Raw genomic sequence first — 21135 nt, forward strand, 5'->3', positions numbered from 1 at the left:
AGCTCCAGCCCGACAGCGCCGCGTTTACGATATCCGAAGCTTCATGCTGCTAGAGACGCGCCTGTCCGGTACTATGGCGCTGGGTGCCTTTGCGGGGTTTTTCATGAACAATTCGACGCGCATGCCGTGGGTGGACACGGCAAAAGGTCTTTCGATCATCCTGGTGGTGATGATGTATTCCGCCTACAACACCGGCGAATATACCGGCGGCGTCGGCTTCCTGCATTATGTCATCGGCTTCGCGACCCCGTTCCGGATGCCGGAATTCTTCCTGATCTCGGGGCTGTTCCTGTCGCAGGTGATCGACCGGCCTTGGCGGCGCTATATCGACCGGCGCGTCGTCCACTACCTCTATTTCTATGTCCTGTGGGCGGTCATCTCGATCGGGCTGAAGATCGGCATCTTCAGCCGCGATCCCGCCGGCATGCTGCACGACCTCGCCGTGGCTGTCGTCCAGCCCTATGGCGTGCTGTGGTTCATCTACATGCTGGCCGTGTTCGGCCTCGTGGCGCGCATCCTGCGCGAGCTAGGCGTGCCGCACTGGATCGTCATCTCGGCTGCCGCCGCGCTGCAGATGTGGGCGCCGCATTCGGACAGCTATGCGCTCACGCAATTCGCCGCCTATTTCGTGTTCTTCTATCTCGGCTTCGTCATGGCGCCGCTGGTGTTCCGGCTGGTGGCGTGGACGCAAGCTCGTCCGGCGATCGCCGCTGCCGGGCTGATCGTGTGGGCCATCGTCAACGGCCTGCTCGTCTACTCGCCGGGCTACGCCGTCGAGCCGGTCGGCATGCAGATGGGCCTGGCGGCATGGCCGCCGCTGCATCTTGCGCTGGCCGTCGCCGGCGCGGTGGCGCTCTGCGTCGCCGGCGGCTTCCTGTCGAAATTCGCCGCGATGGAATGGCTGCGTTGGCTCGGCGAGCATTCGCTGGTCGTCTATGTCGCCTTCACCATCCCGATGTCGATCTTCCGCGGGACCATGCTGGCAAGCGGCCTTCTGACCGATACCGGCATGCTCAGCCTCGCGGTGCTGCTCGTCTCGGTCATCAGCCCGGTCGTTCTCTACTTCATCGTCAAGCGCACCGGCTTCGGAACCTTCCTGTTCGAGCGACCGGCCTGGGCGCATGTCGACAGGCCGACTGCCGGCCAGATCTCAAACAAGGGCGTTGCCCGGCCGGCGCGCGAGGCGGCTTGATGCAGAAGCGCGCCTAGCTTCCGATTATCATCGCCTGTAGCTGCTTCCGGTCCTCTTGGGACCATTGGCTCGGGTCTTCACCATGCGCGGACCGGGCATGAAGCTCAACGTGCTTCATCACCTCTTCCGCGTTTTCTGCCGTGAAGCTCCCGGGACAGGCTTCCATTCCCGGATAGTCCTTGCACCGATACGTATACGCCATCGCTGCCTCCCTTTTTAGGAACGCCTAATGGAGCGATGGGGCGAGACCTTTGTCAATGGACTGGTCTTAGACTGAAGACCACCGCCGTGCAAAGCCTGGCTAGGGCCGGCTATCTGCCGACTGTCGTGTCCTTGTCATGGTTGTACCCAGGACGGCGCACGGCCTTGATCTTGCCGCTGCTGCCGCCTCCGCAGAAGAAGCAGCCGCCACCGTCGGATTCCAATCCCGACACGCCGGAGGGCATCGCCAGCTCCTGCAGCACATCGCCCGTCTGGGGGTCGATGCGCAAGAGATCGCCCTCATCGCCTTCCCAGGTGGCATGCCAGAGCTCGCCATCGACCCAGGTGACGCCGGTGACGACGCGCTTCGACTCGATGGTGCGGATCACCTTGCCCGTTTCAGGATCGATCTGATGGATCTTGTGGGCCCTGTATTCGCCGACCCAGAGCGACCCCTCGGCCCAGGTCAGCCCGGAGTCGCCGCCATTGCCGGGGGCGGGAATGGTGGCCACGACCTTGCCTGTACTAGGGTCGACCTTGTGGATGCGGTCCTCGCCGATCTGGTAGAGATGCTCGCCGTCGAAGGCGGTCCCGGCATCGGAGGCAACGTCGATCGACCGCACGATCGCGCCGCTCTCCGGGTCAAGCGCCTTCAGCTTGTCGCCGGTGGCGAACCAGACATTCTTGCCGTCATAGGTGACGCCATTGATGCGCTCGGCATCCGGAAAGGGGCCGTATTCGCGCAGGATCTCGGCAGCGGCTCGTTTCATTTTCGATCTCCATTCGAACAATGGCCGCAGACTAGTCGCTCGGCAGCGGACCCGGAAGTAACAAGACAGTCGGGAATCCGGTCACCGGCGGCGTCATCCAGCGGCGCGCCCTGCCGCGGCCGACCGCCTGCACCTTGTTGTCGGCCGAAAGCGCTTCCAGCGCCCGCTGCACGGTGCGCGGGCTGGCGCCGAGCGCGATTGCCAGCGCCGAGCTCGACCAGGACTCGCCGTCGGCGAGGAAGGCGAGCACTGCGCCATGCTCCTCCTCGACAGGCGGCGCCAGCACCACGACCTCGGCTGCGGTCAGCGGCGTTAACGCAAAACCGGCGGCCGTCGCGTTGATTTCCGCCAGCGCGTTCATTTCGGCGCGCAGCCGGCCCATCTCAACCCTGAGCCGCGCACGATGCGATTCATCGGCGTGCCTGGCGCGGAAGGCGCGCTTCAGCAGCGCCTCCCGCGACGCATCCGCGGGCCAGGCCTCGGCCAGCGTGCGCGCCAGCGCAAACAGCACCGGCCGCGTCGCCAGCGAGACCACCATGTCGGCTATCCGCACGACATTGCGGCAGGCATCGACGACGAGGGCGCCTGAGGTGAGCAGCGCCTCAACCTCGTCGAGCTGCAGCGGAGTCTCCAAACCGTTCGACACGAGCCGCGCGACGGGCATGTTCAGCACGTGCGATGCGCTTTCGACCTCCGCCTTCAGCGCCGGGATATTGGCTTCGTAGGCTGCGAGCGCGGCCCGGCCAAGCGCGGCGCGCGCGGCCTTCGTCCGCAGGCGCCTGACCGCGATGCCCGCGGCCGCGAGCTCGTGCGCGACGCGCGCGACCGGCGGCAACGGCCCCGGATCGAAGCTGGCAAGCAGCCGCTCGGCTTCGTCGAGCCGGCCGATCAGGATAAGGCGACGCGCTTCGAGACTGCCGGCATAAGCGGCGTTCACCCGATCGCCATGCGCTTGAAGTGTCGTGCGGGCGGCTCGCAATGCCTTGTCCGGCCAGCCGAGATCGCGCGACACCAGCGCGATCTCGGCCTCGGCGACGACGCAGCGGGCGCGCGCAACCGCCTCTTTCGGGCTGAAGGCGCGGGCGGCGCTCTTCAGCAGCGCCTTGGCCTTGGCGAAATCGCCGAGCTGCGCCATCGCGATGCCGCGCAGCGCCAGCGCCGGGGCATCGTCGCGCAGCGCGACGCGCTTCAGGGCGCCCAGCGGATCACCGGTCGCGAGCGCGCGGCCGGCGGCATTGATCATCGAGTCCATGCAATGCCCGCCCCGATGCCCCCTTCCGGGTCTGCCGGATCAAATCGCGTCACACTTGTAACTCTCACCATCGCGCCGTCCGGCTCTAAGTTTCCCTTGTCACCCCAACCAAACGCAAGAACGGGACAAGAGCAATGACCCAACACATGAAGACACCACCGGTCGTTTCGCCGGAAGCCTGGGAAGGCGCGTATGAAGAAATGCTAGTGAAGGAAAAGGCGCTCACCCGCGCCCGCGACGCGCTGGCTGCGGAACGCCGCCGCATGCCGTGGATGCCTGTCGAGAAGAACTATGTCTTCGAAGGCCCAAACGGCAAGGCAAGCCTGCTCGACCTCTTCGAAGGCCGCCGGCAACTCGTCATCTACCGCGCCTTCTTCGAGCCCGGCGTCTATGGCTGGCCGGAGCACGCTTGCCGCGGCTGCTCGCTCGGCGCCGACATGGTCGGCAACCTCGCCCATCTCAACGCCCGCGACACCACGCTTGCCTATGCGTCCCGCGCGCCGCAGGCCGACATTCAGCGTCTGAAGCAGCGGATGGACTGGAAGATGCCCTGGTACACCATCACCGACAGCTGGGATAAGGATTTCGGCGTCGACGAATGGCACGGCCACAACGTCTTCATCCATGACGGCAACCGCATCTTCCGCACCTATTTCGTCAACAACCGCGGTGACGAGGCGTTCGGCACGGTGTGGAGCTATCTCGACGTCACCCCGCTCGGCCGCCAGGAGGTGTGGGAGGATTCGCCCGAGGGCTATCCGCAGACCCAGACCTACAAGTGGTGGAACTGGCACGACAACTATGAGGAAGGCGCCGCGCCCGACCAGCGATGGGTCGAGGTGTCGGATGCCGGCGAAGCGGCGTTTCGCAACAAGAACGCCTGAGCGCGAAGCGACTCTGGCGGCGTCGCCCCGCCGCCAGAGCCGAACTTTCCTGAAAGCAGTTGGAAGGTGGAGATCATGAGCATCGACAATCCCGCCCCTCGCCCGGCAGGCCTGAGCGGATTCGGCCTGGCCGACTGGTTGTGTCTCGCGGCGGCGCCGACCTTTGCCGTCATGGCGTTGCTCACGGCCGCCGATAGCGGACCGGACGCGATGTGCATGTCCGGACCCGGAGCCTCCGTGCTCAGCGGCATGGCGCCGATGTATTTCCTGATGGCTGCCTTCCACCTCGCGCCCTGGCTGCGGCTGCTCGCCAGAGGGGCGGCGGATTCGGCGCTTCAACCTGCCGACGAGCTGCCGGACTTAAGCGCGGAGCGGATGGCTGAGAGCAGGGATGCCGGCGTGTAGGGCTTTACCAGCCAGCCCAGCGGCTCCGCTGGCGCTGCCCGGGCGCGGACGTCGGAATCGGAATGCGCCGTCGCAAAAACCGACCGCAAACCGTAAATTCGAAACAACTCCAGGGCAGTTTGAATTCCATCCATGGCGCCGGACAGCCGGATATCCATCACAACCAGATCAGGCCGGTCCGCAGCTGCGCTATCGAGCGCTTCCTCGCCCGAGCCGACGACTAGGACCTCGAAACCGGCCGCGGTCAGAGTGCTCTCCATCTCGAGGGAGATGAGAAAATCATCCTCGACGACCAAGATCCGCGTGGGCAATGCGGCCGCCACAGGCTCGGCCGACGCGGCTTTCGTTGGGATTGGCCGACGGCGACCGTGTGGAGCAGCAAGCTCGGTCATCGAGAGCGATCCAGGAAGTGAAGAAGTGCCGGCGAGAGCTTCATGAGAACCGAATGCTGCAGCGCGTCTTCGGTTCCTTGGTAACGACAAGCTTGCCGTGCAGCTGCCGCGCCAAGCCCTGAACCAGCTTCAATCCGGACGAACGGTCGCGGACCGAAGCCAGGTCAAAGCCGGGACCGCTGTCTTCGACGAATACCTGGAAGCCGTCCGCATCGCGCCGAAGCCCGACCCGGATTGTGCCGACTCCGTCGGGAGTTCCATATTTTATGGCGTTGGTCAGAAGCTCGTTCAGGATCAGCGCCAGCGGCATTGCAACGTCATTCGAAAGCTTTGAATCGTCAGCCTCGAACTCAACCGCGAGTTCCTTCGGGAAGGTCTGTTTTATTGTCCCGCAGACCGCAAGCAAGAAACCCTTCGCGTTGAACTGCGTCGAATCGACCGTCTCGTACAGGACCTGCTGAGCAGCGGCCATGGCCGCGACGCGGTTGCCGGCTTCACGCAGGATTTCTCGCGCTTGCGGGTTCGCTGCTCGTTGACCGGCCAAGCTCAGCAGCGACTGCAGCATCTGCATGTTGTTCTTCACACGATGATTCAGCTCATTGAAGAGCAGCCGCTGCTGTGTTTCGGCCTGTTTGCGTTCGCTGATATCGACCAGCATGTTGATGCCGCCGACGATCTTGCCATCTTCATCGCGCAGCGGCGTCGGATACGGGATGAAGGGAATGCGCACGCCGTCCGGGCGCTCGGCGACGGCTTCAGCGTTGCGTATCGGACGCCCCTCCTTCAGGGAGACCGCCATCGGGCACTGGTCGTGAGGAAGCGGGGTTCCGTCCGGCCAGAACAGTTTCCACGTCACGCACCACTTATCCTTGCCGATCTGCGGAACGCGCCCGGAAAGCTCGACGGCCGCCTCGTTGAAAAAGGTTATCGTGCCGTCGGCGTCCGTCGTGTAGATCGCGGCCGGAATTGCCGCCAGAAGGTCGCGCAGCTGACGCTCGCTCGCCCGCAGCTTGGCTTCCGCCATCTTTTGGTCGGTAATGTCGCGCGCAATCTTCGAGGCGCCGATGATGCGGCCCTGGCTGTTGCGGATGGGCGAAATCGTCAGGGAAATATCGACGAGACTGCCGTCCTTGCGGCGACGCACCGTTTCGAAGTGATCGACGCTTTTGCCGCTGCTGATCGCCTGATGATTTCCGGCTCCTCGCCCAGCCGGTCATCGGGGATGATCATCGTGATGTGCCTGCCGATCGCCTCGTCGGCCGTGAAGCCGAACAGGCGCTCCGCGCTGGCATTCCATGAGGCGATAATGCCGTTGAGATCCTTGCTGATGATCGCGTCGTGAGAGGATTCGACAATGGCCACCAGCTGATTTGCGGCGCGCTCCGTCGTCTGGCGGGCGGTCTCGAGCCGCACGCGGTCGACCGCGAAGCCGAGTTGTCCGGCCACCGTCAGCGCAAAACGAAGCTCGGACTCCGCGAAATCGTGCGGATGATCGTAATAGGTCATGAACTTGCCGAGCAACTGACCGCGCACCGAGATCGGAATGAAAGCCAGCGCTGCAATGCCTTCGTCCCGCACAGCCGCCTTGAGGTCGTCCGGCAACCCGCTTTGCTCGACGTCTGCAATAGCGATTGGTTCGGGATCGCGTGTGTCTCGCGACCAGGGGGAATGGCCTTCGACGGCCTTTCTGTAAGCTTGCGACAGGCCTCGCGAGGCAGCAAATCTGAGGAAGCCGGTGTTGTCGAAAAAAAGTATGGACGCCCGGTCCGCACCCAATGCTCGAATGATGGTGCTAAGGGCTATCTCGCGAACCTCGCCGAGATTCGCCGCGCGCTGAAGGCTGTCCGTGAATTCGTAAAGCGCCGCCTGCTGCTCCAGATGCCGGACGAGCGCGGCCTCGGCCTTCTTGCGCGCGGTGATATCCTGCTGGACGCGCACCGCATACAAGAAGCGGCCTTCGGAGTCCCTTACGCTCGAGGACGTGACCGCGACCCAGACTCTTGCTCCGTCCTTGCGGATGAAGCGCTTCTCGTGCCGGTAGCTGTCGATCTCGCCTCGCACCTGACGCTCGAACTGACGCTGGTCCGTGTCGACATTCTCCGCCAGAGTGGCATCGAACACCGACCTACCCACAAGTTCATCGGCCGAATAGCCGAGCAGGTCGGCCAGGTAGCCGTTGACGCGCCCAAGTTCGCCCTTGGCGTTGACTTCAGCGATGCCAATCGCCGCATGCTGGTAAGTCGCAGCGAGCCGCTGTTCCTGTTGCCCAATGATCTCATCGCTCAGACGCCGGTCCGTGACGTCATGGAAACAGTTGATGGCTCCGACGACCCGACCGTCCTCGTCTTCGATCGGCTCGATGTGGACCATTACCCATATCGCCGTCCCGTCGGGGCGCTCGAGCTTGCCTTCAACCCCCCTGACGGGAATGCCGGTTCGCAGCACCGCGGCCATCGGGGTTTCGGCGCGCGCGATCTCGCGTCCATCGAGATAGAGCCTGTGGGATCCGCAATAAAGATCGGAATCCGAGCCAAGCAAGGGCGTTCGCCCCCACAAGTCGGCGGCGCGCTTGTTGAACCAAAGCAATCGGCCTTGCGCGTCGCAAGCGTAGATCGCAATGGGCAGCGTCTCGATGAAGTCAGGCGGAATTTGCAGGGCGACGGCGTCCTGCGGGGTACGGATAAACCCCTCGGTTCCTTGAAGGCTTTCGATGCGCATCTCCCATTCCCGCTCGGCAACGAAAAACCAAACGCATCGGATCGCCGAATGTTCCCGCGTGAGCTCCGACACTTCGGCATCGAGGCGGGTGCGGACATAACAGCTATTTCGCCGTGCCTCTGGAAGAGCTGCATGCGAGTCCGCATCGCCTTGACCTGGCGGATTGCCTTCCGCGCCGGCTCGCACAATAGTCGGGCCGATGTTCCAGGCGATAGCGAGTCACTGGTCGACGCTCATCCTTCTCCTGTCGTTGGCGATGGCGGCGGCCGGCATCGTCCATGCCATCATGACGAAGGAAGACGTGCGCGCCGCCACGGGGTGGGTCGGCGTGATGCTTCTGTCGCCCTTCCTCGGCGCGATCATCTACGCCATCGCCGGCATCAACCGCATCCGCCGCGCGACGATCAGCGCCATGCGGCCCAGCGCCGGTTCGGCGGATGAGGGGCACAATCGCGACGTCGCCGTCGAAGCCTTGATCGAGGCCCAATTCGGCCAGCGCTTCGTCGGATTGAAGACGCTGGGCGACAGGGTGGCGCGGCGTCCGCTGACTTCGGGAAACACGATCGCCGTGCTCGAGACCGGCGACGAGGCCTATACGGCGATGTGCCGGGCGATCGACAGCGCGCAAAAGAGCGTGCTTCTCGAAACTTACATCTTCGACAACGACGCCGTCGGACAGATGTTCGTGCAGTCGCTCTCCGCCGCGGTCGAACGCGGCGTTGCCGTGCGCGTGCTGATCGACGCCGTCGGCGTGCGCTATTCGGTACCCAGCATCCTGAAGCAGCTCAGGGAGGCCAACGTCGCCGTCGATCTCTTCAACGGCAACATCGTCATGGGCTTGAGACTTCCTTATGCGAATCTCAGAACCCACAGGAAGGTCCTGGTCATCGACGCGACGGTGGCGTTTACCGGAGGCATGAACATCCGCAAGGGGTTCTCGGCCGAATTCGCCGGTTCCGACAGCTCCAGGGACACGCATTTCGAGGTCACCGGGCCGGTGGTGGTCGACCTGTTCTCAGTCGCCGCCGAGGACTGGCGCTTCGCCAGCAACGAGGCGCTGAAGGGCGACGCCTGGCAAGTCGAGCGAGCCGCCCCGCCGCCCGGCCAGCCGATGCTGGTCAGAGCCGTGGCGACAGGACCGGATGCCGCGAACGAAACCAACCACAAGCTGCTGATGGGGGCGTTTTCGGTCGCCCGCAAATCGATCCGCATCATGTCGCCCTATTTCCTGCCGGACCGCGAGCTGATCAGCGCGCTGACCACGGCCGGCGCGCGCGGCGTCGAGATCGACATCGTGGTGCCGGCAGTGAACAATCTTTTCCTCGTCGACCGCGCCATGACGGCACAGTTCGACCAGGTGCTGAAGCATTATTGCCGGGTGTGGCGCCACCAAGGCCCCTTCGATCATTCGAAACTTATGGCAATCGACGGCGCATGGGCTTATGTCGGCTCGTCCAATCTCGACGCCCGGTCGCTCAGGCTGAATTTCGAGATCGACATGGAGGTCCTGGATGCCAACTTCGCCCGGGCGATCGAGGCGCGTATCGACGCGGCGATCGCGTCGGCGAAACCGGTGACACTCGAGATGCTGCGGGCCAGAGCCTTCGTCATTCGTGTCCTCGACCGATTGCTGTGGCTGGGATCGCCCTATCTGTAGGCAAGGAAGACGAGCAGCAGGAACCATGGAGAGAAACGGACGCACCCTCCCCGAAACCGTGCTCCTGTCGATCCGCGGCAGAAAGATGCGGAAAGCGAAAGCCACGGCGCCCAAACGGGTCGGCGGCGCCGAGATGGTGGTCGCCTCCTACAACGTCCACAAATGCATCGGCACCGACCGCAAGTTCGACCCCGAGCGGACCGCGCGCGTCATCCGCGAGATCAGCCCCGATGTGATCGCGCTGCAGGAGGCCGACAACCGCTTCGGCGACCGCGCCGGACTGCTCGACCTCAACCGCCTCGAAATCGAAACGGGGCTGGTGCCGGTGCCGGTCACCGGAAACGGCAAGGCACATGGCTGGCGCGGCAACGTGCTTCTGTTCAAGCGGGGCACGGTGCGCGACGTGCACCAGATCAAGCTGCCCGGCCTGGAGCCGCGCGGGGCGCTGGTCGCCGAGATCGACCTCGACGAGAACCGGACGCTGCGCGTGATCGCCGCGCATCTCGGCCTGTTGCGCCGCTCGCGCTCGGAACAGGCCCGCGTCGTGCTCGATATCATGAGCAGCGCCGACGAAAGGCCGACGCTCCTGCTCGGCGACCTCAACGAATGGCGGCTGGGCAACCGCTCCGCGCTCAACACGCTGCACACCACCTTCGGCCCCTCGCTGCCCGCTGTGCCCACCTTTCCGTCGGGCCTCCCGGTGCTGGCGCTCGACCGGATCATGGGCAACCGCGACGGCATGGTGTCGGCGGTGGAAGCGCATGACACGCCGCTGTCGCGCGTGGCGTCCGACCACCTGCCGCTGACCGCCTTCGTGCATCTGTAGATCGAGCGATCGCCCTACCCTTCCCTGAGCCAGACCAGCATCTCGCCGGGATCGCGGTTGTCCCAGGCGAAGTAAGGAATTGCCTTGAGCGTCGTCTCTTCGGTTTCCGGCGGCTCGGGGCGGTAGAGATCGCCGCCCCAGTTCTTCGCCTCGGCCCGGCTGCCGATCGCCGAAAGCGTGACGATACCGCCGAGCAGGTTCGGCTCTTTGTGCGCCTCCAGCCTGGCCGTGCGCGGCAGCGCAATGCGGTGCAGGCCACCGCCATTGTCGGTTTCCTCGACGCAGTAGAGCAGCGGGCCGCGCGACAGCGCGACGCGGCCGATGTCCTGCCGCACCTCCGGATTCGCGAAGAGGCGCGCCATCGACATTTCGAGGTCGAGCTCGACGCGGTCGCCCTTTTGCCATTCGCGGCGGATCGCGGCATAGCCGTCGACCGTGACCGCATCGAGATCGAGCATATTGCCGTTCACCTTCAGCGCCGCGTTGCGGCACCAGGCGGGCACGCGCAGGTAAAGCGTGAATTCCACCGGTGTCTGTGCCCCGATCTCGATCGAGACCGCGCCGTCCCAGGGATAGTTGCTGGTCTGGACCAGGCTGACCGACCGGCCGGCGATCTCGAAGCGTGCGGTGGAGTCGCCATAGAGGTGCACGGCCAGCGCGTCGTCGGCGAGGCCGTAGAAATAGCTGCCGATCGAAGCCACCATGCGGCCGATATTGGGCGGGCAGCAGGGGCAGCGGTGCCATTTCCAGCGGTGGTGGCCGCCGCGGCTTTCCAGCGGGTTCTCGTAGAAGAACAGCGAGCCGTCGAGCGACAGGCCCGAGATCGAGCCGTTGTAGAGCGCCCGCTCCATCATGTCGGCATAGCGGCGGTTCGGCCCCATGCCCAGCATCCGGCTCGCCCAGAACACCAGGCCGACCGAGGCGCAGGTCTCGGCATAGGCGGTTTCGTTGGGCAGGTCGTAGTCGCTGGTGAAACCCTCATTGTGAGCCGACGGCCCGAGGCCGCCGGTGACATAGAGGCTCTTGGTGGTCAGATCGTCCCACAGCCTGTCGAGCGCAGCGCGCAAGCTGTCGTCGCCATATTCGGTGGCGATGTCGGCCATGCCGGAGAAGAGGTACATCGCCCGCACAGCGTGGCCGACGACCTTGTCCTGCTCGCGCACCGGCTTGTGCGACTGATTGTATTCGTAGGTCTTGAAATGATAGGCCTTCGGGTCGGCGCCGCGGGCGCGCGCCTCCTCGTCGAAATAATGCGGCTGCTGGCCGCGCTGGTCGATGAAGTACTTCGCCAGATCCATGTACTTCTTCTCGCCCGTCGCCCGCGCGAGCTTCACCAGCGCCAGCTCGATCTCCTCATGGCCGCAATAGCCCTTTTTCTTGCCGGGCTCCGGGCCGAACATCGAGGCGATGTGGTCGGCGTAACGGCTCATGATGTCGAGCAGCTTGCGCTTTCCCGTCGCCTGAAAGTAGGCGACGGCGCCCTCGATCAGATGGCCGGCGCAGTAGAGTTCGTGGCAGTCGCGCAGGTTGGTCCAGCGGAGACCCGGCTGGATGCGCTGGTACCAGCTGGAGAGATAGCCGTCCTCCTGCTGCAGCTTGCCGTACATGTCGATGACGGCATCGATCTTCTTCTCCAGCTCCGGATTGCGGCGCCGGTAAAGCGAATAGGCGGCGGTCTCGATGGTCTTGCCCCAGTCGGAATCCCAGAACATCTGGGTCGTCACCGTCGAGCCGGTGAACTCGGCGCCCTGCGCGTCGGCCTCGTCGGGCGACGGCGAATGGAACGGAATGACGACGCCCGGCGACGGCCGGTCGGGATCGATCTGCTCCAGCATGCGCGCCTCGACGCAGCGGTCGTAGAGGATGCCGGCGGTCTTGGCGGCGACCGCGTCGACCCGGTCGCCCCAGAAGCCGCGGACATCGACCTGCGGCACGGGCAGCGGCCGGAAGGCAAGCTTCGGCTTCGCGGTCGCGGCTGCCTGGGCTGCGGTTGCGGATTGTGCTGCGGTCATAACGTCACTCCATTCGAATGCGGGAAAATCATTTGACGGCCCCGGCCATCAGGCCGCGGATGTAGAAGCGCTGCAGCGCCAGGAACAGGATCAGGCAGGGCACCATCATCACCGTGACGCCCGCCTGCACCGCGCCCCAATCGATGGCGCCGAAGCGGCCGGACTGAAGCGCGGTCATCATCACCGGCAGGGTGAATTTCGACTGGTCGGTCATCAGCACCAGCGCGGCCAGGAACTCGTTCCAGGCGCCGAGGAAGGCGAAGAGCGCGATGGTGACGACGCCCGGCCAGACCAAAGGCAGCATCACCTTGACCAGCATGGTGACATTGTTGGCGCCATCCATGCGCGCCGCCTCCTCGATCTCGCGCGGCACCGCGTCGAAGGCGTTGCGCATCATGAAGATCGAGAACGGCAGCTGCAGCGTGACATAGACGCAGACCAGGCCGGTCAGCGTGTTGTGCAGACCGAGTTTCGTCAGCACCAGGAAGATCGGCGTCAGGATCGACTGGAACGGGATCATGATCGTCGACAGGATGAGGATGAAGAAGAAGTCCCGGAACGGGAAGCGGAAACGCGAAAAGCCGTAGCCGGCGAGCACGCTGACCAGCACGGAGAGCAACACCGTCATCACCGAGACATAGATGCTGTTCTGCGCCGAGGCCCAAAGCCCGTCGCCGAAGGTGTTCAGCGTCTGATAGTTCTCGACCGAGAAGCCGGTGGTCGGCCAGGGCGGCAGCGGCGGCTGGCGCGCTTCCTGCGCCGGCTTGAAGGTGGAGAGCACCGTCCACACGATCGGCGCCAAAAACAGCACCGAGGCGATGATGCCGGTGGAATGCCTGGCGAGGCTAAAGGCCGCCTTGCGGTGCTGCGACATCGCCTCGGCCATCAGTCGAGCCCCTCGGGCTTGCGCAGCAGCCAGAGCTGGATGAGGCTGAGCGCCACCAGGATGACCAGCAGCACCATGGAAAGTGCCGCGCCGTAGCCGAGCTTGAACGATACGAAGGACTGGTTGAAGATCCAGTAGACCGCCGTCAGCGTCTGGTTGCGCGGGCCGCCGCGCAGGATGATGTAGAACTGGTCGAAGGCGAGGATCGAGCCCGCGACCGACAGGATCAGCGCCAGCGCCAAAGTGCGGCGCATCAGCGGCAGGGTGATGGCCCTGAAGCGCGCGAACGGCCCTGCCCCATCGATCACGGCCGCCTCCTGCAGATCCTGCGGGATCGACTGCAGACCGGTCATCAGGATGATCATGGTGAAGCCGGCGACCTTCCAGACCACCATGGCGATGATCGACCAGAAGGCCGGCTGGAAGGTGGCCAGAAGATTGACCTTCCTCTCGGTCAGGCCAAGGTCGTAAGCGGCCGGGCTGAACAGGCCGGAATCGACATTCAACAGCCACGACCAGAGCAGGCTTGCGGAAGCAAAGCCCACCACCGCCGGCATGAAGAAGGCCGTGCGGTAGAGATTGGTGAGCGGGCGCGGCCGCTCAATGAAGATCGCCAGCGGGAAGGCGACGGCGAAGATCGCGATGGTGACGATCAGCGTGTAGTAGAAGGTGAATTTGAGCGCGTTCCAGAACCGGGTGTCGCGCAGGATGGCGACATAGTTATCGAGGCCGATGAAAGCGTGCTCGCCCATCAGCGGCCAGTTGTGCAGCGACATCCACGCCGTCATGCCGAGCGGGATGACGAAGAAGACAGTGACGAAAGCGACGGCTGGCAGGACATAGAGCAGGCCCACCCATTGCCGGCGGCTGACGCCGATGCGTCTGGCGCGGGCGGGCGCGGAGGTTGCAGTGAGGGTGGTCATGGCTGAGCTCCCCCTTCTCCCCTTGTGGGGTGAGCAGCCGGTTCACCGAAGGTGAATTCATCGTGCCAGTGGCACGATGAAAGGCCGGCGAACGCCGGGACGCTGCGAAGCAGCGGGGACCCGGCCGGGGGTGGATCGGCCACCGCCCGGCCCTTCGCAGGCTCAGGGCGTTCGAAGCTCGAAAAGCCAAGCAATTGGCTTTTCGTCCGCTGCGCGGACCGCTTCTCACCCCACAAGGGGAGAAGCGGGAGCGAACCTCGCGGCGCCTCAACTTGGCGATGATGATGAGTGAGCTTTCTCAACGCGATAATCCTGCCATTTAGCGCGGCGTCCCCCTCCCCCTTGAGGGGAGGGTCCGGCCGAAGGCCGTGGGTGGGGTCCGCTGTGAAGTGCGCCTACGGGGAGATAGCGTCGGCGTACTTCGCGGGCGACCCCACCCGGACCTGCGGTCCGACCTCCCCTCGAGGGGAGGTTTAGGGCCGCGCTTTACTTCTGCGGCGCCTGGTCGATGATCGACTGCATGGTCTCCTGGGCATTGGCGATGGCGCCGTCGACATCGTCGCCGAAGAAGACCTCGTTGACCATCTGCGTCCACGGCCCGTTGGCGGAGTTGATCAGGTCGTTGAACACCACCGAATAGGGCGTGCGGCCCTTGGCCATCGCCTCGGCCGCCACCTGGTAGCGCGGATCGAGGTCCTTCAGCGCCTCCTTGGCGATGTCGCCGCGCACCGGAAGGCTACCATATTTGGCGAGGATGGTCTGGCCCTCGAGCGAGTAGGCGAAGTCCAAAAACTCCTTCACCACGGCGATCTTCTTGGTGCCCTTGGTGACGACGAAATTGTCGCCGCCGGCGAAGGACGACCAGCCGCCATCCTTGCCCGGCAGGAAGGTGATGCCGTAGTCGATATCAGGATATTGCGTGTTGAGCGCGCCGATGGCGAAGGCGCCGGACGGCGAAAGGCCGATCTTGCCGCCGGCAAAGGCGGCGAAGAAGTTGGCGCCGGTGTCGGTCTGCGCACCCTCGGGCACCAGCCCCTTCTTGACCATCGAGCGGTAGAGGTCGATCGCGCCGCGCAGCTGCGGGCTGTCCAGCGTCGCCTTGGAGCCGTCCTCGGAGAGGATGTCGCCGCCCGAGGCCCAGATCAGCGGCGTGAAGGTGAAGATGTTGCAGCCGCCGCAATTGCCGGAGAAGTAGAAGCCCTTGATGTCGCCGCCGAGCGCATTGACCTTCTCGGCGTCGGCCTCGATCTCGGCCCAGGTCTTCGGCCCTTTTTCCGGGTCGAGCCCGGCCTGCTTGAACAGCTTCTTGTTCCAGATCAGCACCGAAGAATCGGCCGAGAACGGCAGGCCGTAGATACGGCCCTTATAGGTGCCGGTCTTCACATGCGCCGGCGAGAGGCTCGAAAAATAGGGCAAGGATTTCGCCCAGTCGGTGATGTCCTCCAGCTGGCCGGCGGCAGCGAAGGACGGGGTGTAGATGAGGTCGAGCGACAGCGCATCGGGCGCGGTGCCGCCGGCGGCGGCCGCGCCATATTTCGGGATGATCTCGGCGTTCGGGATGATGTCGAGCTTGATCTGGTCCTTATGCGCCTTGTTGAAGGCGTCGACGATGCGCGGCATGAAATTCGAGCCGTCGGCGCGCACCCAGATGTTGGCGGTCTCGGCGGACGCCGCCTGCAGGCCGCCGCCGATCACGGCTGCGGCCAAGGCCAGCTTGGCAAACATGGTTTTCACGGTATTCCTCCTCATTGTTCTCCTCCCAATTTGGCCGTTGCGCGACGGCCGTTTCGTTCGATGCCTCAGCCGTCCGGCGGACGGCCGCATGACTGACGCACCACCAGCCGGCACGGCAGTTTCCTGATGCCCGGCGCGGCCGGCTGGCCGCCCACGAGCGAAAGCAGAGCGAGCCCGGCCTCGCGGCCGAGCGTCGAAAGATTCATGTCGATCGAGGTCAGCGGCGGGCGCGTCGCCTCAGCCACGATCTCCCAATTGTCGAAGCCGATGACGCCGACATCGTCGGGCACGCGGATGCCGCGCTCGCGCAGCGCGTCGATGACGCCGCGCGCGATCTGGTCGTTGCCGCAGAAGACGGCGTCGGGCCAGCCTTCCCTGCCCCGGCCGTTGCCGAACAGTTTCGCCACCGCATCGTGGCCCCAGCCTTCCGACCAGGCGCCGAGCAGCGGCTCGCCGATCGGCAGGCCGTGCGCCGCGAGCACTTCCCGATAAGCCTCAGCCCGCGCGTGCACCACGGCAAAGCCCGCCGGTCCGGTGACATGGGCGATGCGGCGGCGCCCGAGCCGCAAAAAATGCTCGACCGCCAGCCGCGCGCCGCCGGCGTCGTCCGAAACCAGGCCGACCGCGCCGGGATCCGGCTGGGTGAAGGCATAGACGACGGGAATGCGCAGATTCGAGAGATCGATCGGCAGATGGCGGTCGATGCGCTTTCCCGTGGCGATGATGCCGTCGACGCGCTTGTCGAGCATGGCCTCGACATGCAGCTGGCCGAGCCTTGTGTCGTCCTCGACATTGCACAGGAACACCGAGACGCCATTGTCGACCAGCGCATCCGAAACGCCGGCCATCAGCGGCAGCGAGAAGCGGCCATAGGTATCATTGGTGAGCAGGCCGACGGTGAAGGAACGCTTGCGCAGTAGGCTCTGCGCCAAATGGTTCGGCCGGAAGCCGAGACGCTGCGCCACCGCACGGATGCGCTCGCGCGTCTCGGCGGTCATGCGCCCCTGCCCGTTCAGCGCCTTGGACGCCGTCGCCACGCTGACCCCGGCCGCAGCCGCCACCTCGCGCAGCGTGACCGGCGGCTTGGCGGAAACTGGCGCTGGCTCGGCGTCGGAAGACATAGTTCGAGGCGCATCCCTGAGTTGGGAAAAGGTTTTCCCTTATCGCCCTGCGCGAAGATGACGGGTGAGGTCAGCGCACGCGAGGCCAGTTGGGAAAAGGTTTTCTCAGAAGGGAGATTAGGCGAAGGTGGCGGCGTTGGCAAGGGGAAAGGACTCGACGCGGCTGCTCGCCCAATCGTTGACGTGCGTGGGCTATCATAAGTTCCAGTCTCGATGAACCGGAAGGGCCCGCAAGCAGACTTGTCGGTTTCCCAGAAGTAACTAGCGTAAACCTGCACGACCGATATGTGGCGCAACTCGGCGGAGAAGCGATTTTGCGGTTTTACCAGTTGGTCGCGATGTATTTTGGTTGGAGATATTCGAGCAGGCCGTGATGCCCTCCCTCGCGGCCGAGCCCGCTTTGCTTCATCCCCCCGAAGGGCGCTGCCGGGTCCGAAACCAGGCCACGATTGACGCCGACCATTCCACTTTCGATGCGTTCGGCGACCCTCAGGGCGCGTCTGAGATCACTACTGTAGACGTAGGATATGAGGCCATACTCCGTGTCGTTCGCCAGCCGGACAGCCTCGTCTTCCGTATCGAAGGGCGTGACCGCTGCGACCGGCCCAAAGATCTCTTCCTTCGCGATGTCGGAATCGGGAGAAACGTCAGCTAGGACTGTCGGAGGATAGAAGAAGCCCTCGCCAGGCCGCGGTTTGCCGCCCGTTTCGATACGCGCCCCACGGGCAACGGCATCCTTCAGCAAGCGATCAACCTTCTCCACGGCCGTCGCGGTAATAAGGGGCCCGAGCTGGGTCGTCGCTTGAAGACCCGGCCCCACTGAAAGCGACGACATTTCCTGGGTAAGCCGGCGGACAAAAGCGTCGTAAATGCCGCGCTGCACATAGAAGCGATTCGCCGCAGTGCAGGCTTCTCCGCCGTTGCGCATCTTGGCGACCATGGCGCCGGCCACGGCATCGTCCAGATCCGCATCATCGAACACGATGAAAGGAGCGTTGCCGCCGAGTTCCATGGAACAGCTGATGACCCGGTTGGCGGCCTCACGCAACAGGATGCGCCCAACGGCCGTCGAACCCGTGAATGACAGTTTGCGCACCCGACTGTCGTGCAGCATCGCGCTCACCACAGGCCCCGCGGCCGTGGTCGTCACGATGTTGACGGCACCTTCGGGCAAACCGGCTTCCATGAGGATCGCACCGATCGCCAACGCGGTCAGTGGAGTCTCAGCCGCCGGCTTCAGTACGCACGTGCAACCCGCCGCGAGCGCCGGGGCGATCTTGCGGGTCGCCATGGCCGCCGGGAAATTCCAGGGTGTGACGAGAACGGCGATGCCAATCGGCTGGTATTGAACCACGATTCGGTTTGCACCGCCCGGCGCGTGGCCGATGTCGCCGAGAGTACGCACCCCCTCCTCGGCGTACCATCGGAAGAACTCCGCGGCATACGTTACCTCTGCGCGAGCGTCTGGGAGGGCCTTGCCGTTCTCCAGAGATATCAGTTGCGCCAGCCATTCGGCACGATCGAGCATGAGCCGATGGCAGCGCATCAGCATGTCCGATCGCCGGCGTGAGGGGGTTTGCCTCCACATAGTCGCAGAAGCCTCCGCAGCATCGATCGCCCGGATTGCGTCGGCGACTGCGCCGTCTGCGACAGACGCGATCGTGAGCCCGTTGGATGGATCGGCGACATCAAACCGATTGCCGCCGGTTGCACTTGTCCATTTGCCGCCCACCAGCAGATCCACAGGAGCGCTTGCAATGATAGCCGCAGCATCCGCGCAAAACGATTCGATATCCCTTGCTGTCTGACTCACACCCATCCTCTCGCGGCTTTAGAAAACATGCGCAACCAGTCTGTCGATTGCTGGAACCAATATGAAATTGGTATTGCAACCGGTGTCAATATAGATCAAATTGGTTGCAGAGAAATCCGCCCGTTTCTTAGTGGAGTGGCCGCATGACCGTCGTTTTGAGGGATTTCATCGAGGCGGCTGGATTGCAGCCAGGCGACCGGCTGCCACCCGAGCGCGATCTCGCGCTCAAGCTAGGTTTACCCCGCACGGCCCTCCGGCGCATGCTGGCCGAGATGGAGCAAGAGGGGCGCCTGCTTCGCCATGTCGGGCGTGGCACTTTCGTCGCCGAGCGAGGGGCAACCGCGAGCGCTCCGTATCGCGCACACGATGCCTCTCGGAAAGAACTGTGGACCTATCCCGCTGAGGTCTTCGAAGCACGATTAATCATCGAGCCGAAGGTGGCGGCGCTCGCGGCGTTGCGGGCGACCCCCTATGAAACTGAAGAGATGCACAAGGTCATCCAGCATGGCAGTACCGCCGCGACGCTGGCGGAGTTCGAGCGTTGGGACGCCGCGTTCCATCAACTGGTAGTGGTGGCGGCCCGCAATGGATTGCTGGCCTCGCTCTACGAAGGTATTCACTCGCTTCGGGCGGGGCGTCTTTGGGGGCGCATGAAAGAGCTGTCTCTGACGAAAGAGCGTATGCAGGAGTATACGGCTCATCATCGCGCGATCTTACAGGCGATCACTGACCGCGATGGTGGGCAGGCCGAACAAAGAATGCATAGCCATATCTTGACCGCGAGAGCCAACATACTCGGATCGGAGACAATGGGGTGAGTAGGCCTCATCGCCAAAATTTTGAGATTGCCGAACCGAGCAGAATGGCGCGTTCGAACGCTAATCGCTTGTCGTTCTATTCAAGGCGGGGCATCTGACACTGTTTTCAAGACGGACGCGGTGCGCGCCATCCAGACAAGATGAGGTTCCTGTACGCGGCGGGCCCGTCGCCAAGGAAGAGCAAGGTTATCGCCTCTTTGCTTCGGGCTGGCGACGGCGCATCGCACGTTTATCCCGCCATTCGTAAAGGGAATAGACAAGCGGGATGAACCATGGCTTGCCGCGGTAAAACGGCACGGCCTTCGGAGCGGGGTCGAAATCGAAGGCGGACTGCGCCTTTTCGGTTTCGCCGAGGATCTTGAAGGCGGCCTTCTTGCCCAGCCAGCGGGCCCAGACCACTCCGGAGCCGCAGAAGCCGGTGGCGTAAACCGTATCGCCCGAGGTGAAAATCCGAGGCACCATGTCGCGATGCATGGCGACCTGGCCAAACCAACTATGCGTCAGGCCGACGCCCCTCAGTTCGGGGAAAATTCGGCCAAGTTCGCTGCGCAAATGGGTGGTCGGCGCCAGCGCGTCACCCGCCGTGGTGCCGTCCCTGCCGCCGAAGAGGATGCGCGATCCGTCCGCCGAAGGGCGATAGTAATAGCTGAGCTGGCGCATATCGCCATACATCATGCGCTTCGGCATCAACCGGTCCATCACGCCTTCTGCCAATGGCTCGGTAGCGATTATGCGGCTGCGCACCGGCACAATACGGCGTCGCAGCCAAGGATCGAAGCCGTCGGTATAGGCATCCGTGCAGATCAGCACCTTCCTGGCGAGAACGTCACCGCGCGACGTTCTCACACGGACCCCGCCGGCCTCGGCGATGGTTCCCGTAACGGCTGTGTTCTCATGGATTACCGCTCCGGTTGCCATTGCCACCCGTATAATACCCGCAAGCAGCTTGGCCGGATGCAGGCCACCGGTATCCATCCGCACGAATCCACCCGTGTAGAAATCCGTCCCGATATAGGTCGGCACGTCCAACCGGCCAACGGGATGAGCCTCGATGCCCAGAAAGCGCCGCAGTAGATCGGCGGAGCGGCTGAGTTCGTCGCATTCATCAGCGTTGATCGCGCCCACGAACAGGCCGGAGAGATGGAAGTCACACTCCACCTTCTCCTCCTTCAGAAAGGCCCACAGGTCTTCCCGTGCGGCCTTTCCCTCCATCAGGATCTCGGTGGCGCGGGCCTCGCCGAATCTTCTGATCAATTCCTTGCGCCCGGGTCGAATGCTCCCGCTCGCCATGCCGCCATTACGACTGGAAGCCGCCTGCCCCAGCGACTGGCGATCGAAAAGCTGAACACTGCGACCGGGACGAGCAAGCTCGATGGCCGCCGAAAGTCCTGCATAGCCTCCCCCAACGATCGCCACGTCGCATTTGGAGGCGACCCGGCGGACTGGGAGGGGAGAGAAGGTGCAATCCTCCCACCAATAGGGCGTGGATTTGAAGGGGCCAGCGGAATCGGCGGTCATGGGAACATACCAG

The 21135-nt window shown here is 64.1% G+C and carries 19 protein-coding genes; 6 read left to right on the top strand and 13 right to left on the bottom strand.

What is annotated here, in order from left to right:
* Window positions 1-43 precede the first annotated feature (43 nt).
* A complete protein-coding gene (locus tag CK218_RS19895; protein WP_245435092.1) occupies window positions 44-1192 on the top strand; it encodes an acyltransferase family protein in 1149 nt (382 codons plus the stop codon).
* A gap of 13 nt (window positions 1193-1205) precedes the next feature.
* Here the strand turns inward: CK218_RS19895 and CK218_RS19900 are convergent, their stop codons facing one another.
* The 3 genes from CK218_RS19900 to CK218_RS19910 form a co-directional block, all read right to left on the bottom strand.
* On the bottom strand, window positions 1206-1394 hold the full coding sequence (locus CK218_RS19900) for a DUF1059 domain-containing protein (protein WP_067000403.1): 189 nt from the start codon (window positions 1392-1394) through the stop codon (window positions 1206-1208).
* A gap of 109 nt (window positions 1395-1503) precedes the next feature.
* Entirely contained in the window at window positions 1504-2163 is a 660-nt protein-coding gene (locus CK218_RS19905) for a DUF5074 domain-containing protein (protein WP_095828616.1), read from the bottom strand.
* 31 nt (window positions 2164-2194) lie between these two features.
* Window positions 2195-3415, bottom strand: a complete 1221-nt coding sequence (locus CK218_RS19910; RefSeq protein WP_095828617.1) for a helix-turn-helix domain-containing protein — start codon at window positions 3413-3415, stop codon at window positions 2195-2197.
* Between the two features lie 134 nt (window positions 3416-3549).
* Between CK218_RS19910 and CK218_RS19915 the strand changes: the two genes are divergently transcribed.
* Window positions 3550-4299, top strand: a complete 750-nt coding sequence (locus tag CK218_RS19915; protein WP_095828618.1) for a DUF899 family protein — start codon at window positions 3550-3552, stop codon at window positions 4297-4299.
* A gap of 75 nt (window positions 4300-4374) precedes the next feature.
* Window positions 4375-4704, top strand: a complete 330-nt coding sequence (locus CK218_RS19920; RefSeq protein WP_179294542.1) for a hypothetical protein — start codon at window positions 4375-4377, stop codon at window positions 4702-4704.
* On the opposite strand, the gene CK218_RS19925 is transcribed toward CK218_RS19920, so the two are convergent.
* The 3 genes from CK218_RS19925 to CK218_RS31170 are packed head-to-tail and all read right to left on the bottom strand — an operon-like array spanning window position 4635 to window position 7814.
* Complete coding sequence (locus tag CK218_RS19925; protein WP_095828619.1) at window positions 4635-5096, bottom strand: response regulator; 462 nt, start codon at window positions 5094-5096, stop codon at window positions 4635-4637. The genes CK218_RS19920 and CK218_RS19925 overlap by 70 nt on opposite strands.
* 40 nt (window positions 5097-5136) lie before the next feature.
* Entirely contained in the window at window positions 5137-6240 is a 1104-nt protein-coding gene (locus tag CK218_RS31165) for a PAS domain S-box protein (RefSeq protein ID WP_245435094.1), read from the bottom strand.
* Window positions 6198-7814 carry a PAS domain S-box protein gene (locus CK218_RS31170; protein WP_245435096.1) on the bottom strand — a complete coding sequence of 539 codons (1617 nt, stop codon included), beginning with the start codon at window positions 7812-7814 and terminating at the stop codon, window positions 6198-6200. Before CK218_RS31170 ends, CK218_RS31165 begins: the two co-directional genes overlap by 43 nt.
* A 199-nt stretch (window positions 7815-8013) precedes the next feature.
* On the opposite strand from CK218_RS31170, the gene CK218_RS19935 reads away from it, so the two are divergent.
* Together CK218_RS19935 and CK218_RS19940 are read left to right on the top strand one after the other, a co-directional pair.
* Window positions 8014-9471 (top strand): phospholipase D-like domain-containing protein, encoded by a 1458-nt coding sequence (locus tag CK218_RS19935; protein WP_095828620.1) that lies wholly within the window; start codon window positions 8014-8016, stop codon window positions 9469-9471.
* 25 nt (window positions 9472-9496) lie between these two features.
* A complete protein-coding gene (locus tag CK218_RS19940; protein ID WP_095828621.1) occupies window positions 9497-10297 on the top strand; it encodes an endonuclease/exonuclease/phosphatase family protein in 801 nt (266 codons plus the stop codon).
* Window positions 10298-10311: 14 nt separating this feature from the next.
* Here CK218_RS19940 and CK218_RS19945 read toward each other — a convergent pair whose 3' ends face one another.
* From CK218_RS19945 to CK218_RS19970, 6 genes are all read right to left on the bottom strand, one after another.
* Window positions 10312-12309, bottom strand: coding sequence for a glycoside hydrolase family 127 protein (locus tag CK218_RS19945; protein ID WP_095828622.1), 1998 nt, complete (start codon window positions 12307-12309; stop codon window positions 10312-10314).
* A gap of 28 nt (window positions 12310-12337) precedes the next feature.
* Window positions 12338-13195: a carbohydrate ABC transporter permease gene (locus CK218_RS19950; protein WP_067000383.1), complete on the bottom strand. Its 858-nt coding sequence runs from the start codon at window positions 13193-13195 to the stop codon at window positions 12338-12340.
* Window positions 13195-14118: a sugar ABC transporter permease gene (locus CK218_RS19955; protein ID WP_095780001.1), complete on the bottom strand. Its 924-nt coding sequence runs from the start codon at window positions 14116-14118 to the stop codon at window positions 13195-13197. The genes CK218_RS19950 and CK218_RS19955 overlap by 1 nt, the downstream gene beginning before the upstream one ends.
* A 486-nt stretch (window positions 14119-14604) precedes the next feature.
* A complete protein-coding gene (locus tag CK218_RS19960) occupies window positions 14605-15852 on the bottom strand; it encodes a sugar ABC transporter substrate-binding protein (RefSeq protein WP_095828623.1) in 1248 nt (415 codons plus the stop codon).
* A 65-nt stretch (window positions 15853-15917) separates the two neighbouring features.
* Window positions 15918-16973: a LacI family DNA-binding transcriptional regulator gene (locus tag CK218_RS19965; RefSeq protein WP_095828624.1), complete on the bottom strand. Its 1056-nt coding sequence runs from the start codon at window positions 16971-16973 to the stop codon at window positions 15918-15920.
* Between the two features lie 322 nt (window positions 16974-17295).
* Complete coding sequence (locus tag CK218_RS19970; protein WP_245435104.1) at window positions 17296-18765, bottom strand: NAD-dependent succinate-semialdehyde dehydrogenase; 1470 nt, start codon at window positions 18763-18765, stop codon at window positions 17296-17298.
* A gap of 164 nt (window positions 18766-18929) precedes the next feature.
* Here CK218_RS19970 and CK218_RS19975 point away from each other — a divergent pair, with 164 nt between their 5' ends.
* Window positions 18930-19604, top strand: a complete 675-nt coding sequence (locus CK218_RS19975) for an FCD domain-containing protein (protein ID WP_095783156.1) — start codon at window positions 18930-18932, stop codon at window positions 19602-19604.
* Between the two features lie 186 nt (window positions 19605-19790).
* Here CK218_RS19975 and CK218_RS19980 read toward each other — a convergent pair whose 3' ends face one another.
* Window positions 19791-21122 (bottom strand): FAD-binding oxidoreductase, encoded by a 1332-nt coding sequence (locus CK218_RS19980; RefSeq protein WP_095828660.1) that lies wholly within the window; start codon window positions 21120-21122, stop codon window positions 19791-19793.
* Window positions 21123-21135: the final 13 nt, after the last annotated feature.

This window comes from Mesorhizobium sp. WSM3879 (genome assembly GCF_002294915.1).
Taxonomy (GTDB): domain Bacteria; phylum Pseudomonadota; class Alphaproteobacteria; order Rhizobiales; family Rhizobiaceae; genus Mesorhizobium.

Coding starts and splice junctions, on each gene's coding strand:
- CK218_RS19935 (WP_095828620.1), top strand. CDS start 8,014: ATGTTCCAGGCGATAGCGAGTCACTGGTCGACGCTCATCCTTCTCCTG.
- CK218_RS19910 (WP_095828617.1), bottom strand. CDS start 3,415: ATGGACTCGATGATCAATGCCGCCGGCCGCGCGCTCGCGACCGGTGAT.
- CK218_RS19920 (WP_179294542.1), top strand. CDS start 4,375: ATGAGCATCGACAATCCCGCCCCTCGCCCGGCAGGCCTGAGCGGATTC.
- CK218_RS19940 (WP_095828621.1), top strand. CDS start 9,497: ATGGAGAGAAACGGACGCACCCTCCCCGAAACCGTGCTCCTGTCGATC.
- CK218_RS19950 (WP_067000383.1), bottom strand. CDS start 13,195: ATGGCCGAGGCGATGTCGCAGCACCGCAAGGCGGCCTTTAGCCTCGCC.
- CK218_RS19980 (WP_095828660.1), bottom strand. CDS start 21,122: ATGACCGCCGATTCCGCTGGCCCCTTCAAATCCACGCCCTATTGGTGG.
- CK218_RS19945 (WP_095828622.1), bottom strand. CDS start 12,309: ATGACCGCAGCACAATCCGCAACCGCAGCCCAGGCAGCCGCGACCGCG.
- CK218_RS19905 (WP_095828616.1), bottom strand. CDS start 2,163: ATGAAACGAGCCGCTGCCGAGATCCTGCGCGAATACGGCCCCTTTCCG.
- CK218_RS19955 (WP_095780001.1), bottom strand. CDS start 14,118: ATGACCACCCTCACTGCAACCTCCGCGCCCGCCCGCGCCAGACGCATC.
- CK218_RS19925 (WP_095828619.1), bottom strand. CDS start 5,096: ATGACCGAGCTTGCTGCTCCACACGGTCGCCGTCGGCCAATCCCAACG.
- CK218_RS19900 (WP_067000403.1), bottom strand. CDS start 1,394: ATGGCGTATACGTATCGGTGCAAGGACTATCCGGGAATGGAAGCCTGT.
- CK218_RS31170 (WP_245435096.1), bottom strand. CDS start 7,814: ATGCGCATCGAAAGCCTTCAAGGAACCGAGGGGTTTATCCGTACCCCG.
- CK218_RS19965 (WP_095828624.1), bottom strand. CDS start 16,973: ATGTCTTCCGACGCCGAGCCAGCGCCAGTTTCCGCCAAGCCGCCGGTC.
- CK218_RS19915 (WP_095828618.1), top strand. CDS start 3,550: ATGACCCAACACATGAAGACACCACCGGTCGTTTCGCCGGAAGCCTGG.
- CK218_RS19975 (WP_095783156.1), top strand. CDS start 18,930: ATGACCGTCGTTTTGAGGGATTTCATCGAGGCGGCTGGATTGCAGCCA.
- CK218_RS19895 (WP_245435092.1), top strand. CDS start 44: ATGCTGCTAGAGACGCGCCTGTCCGGTACTATGGCGCTGGGTGCCTTT.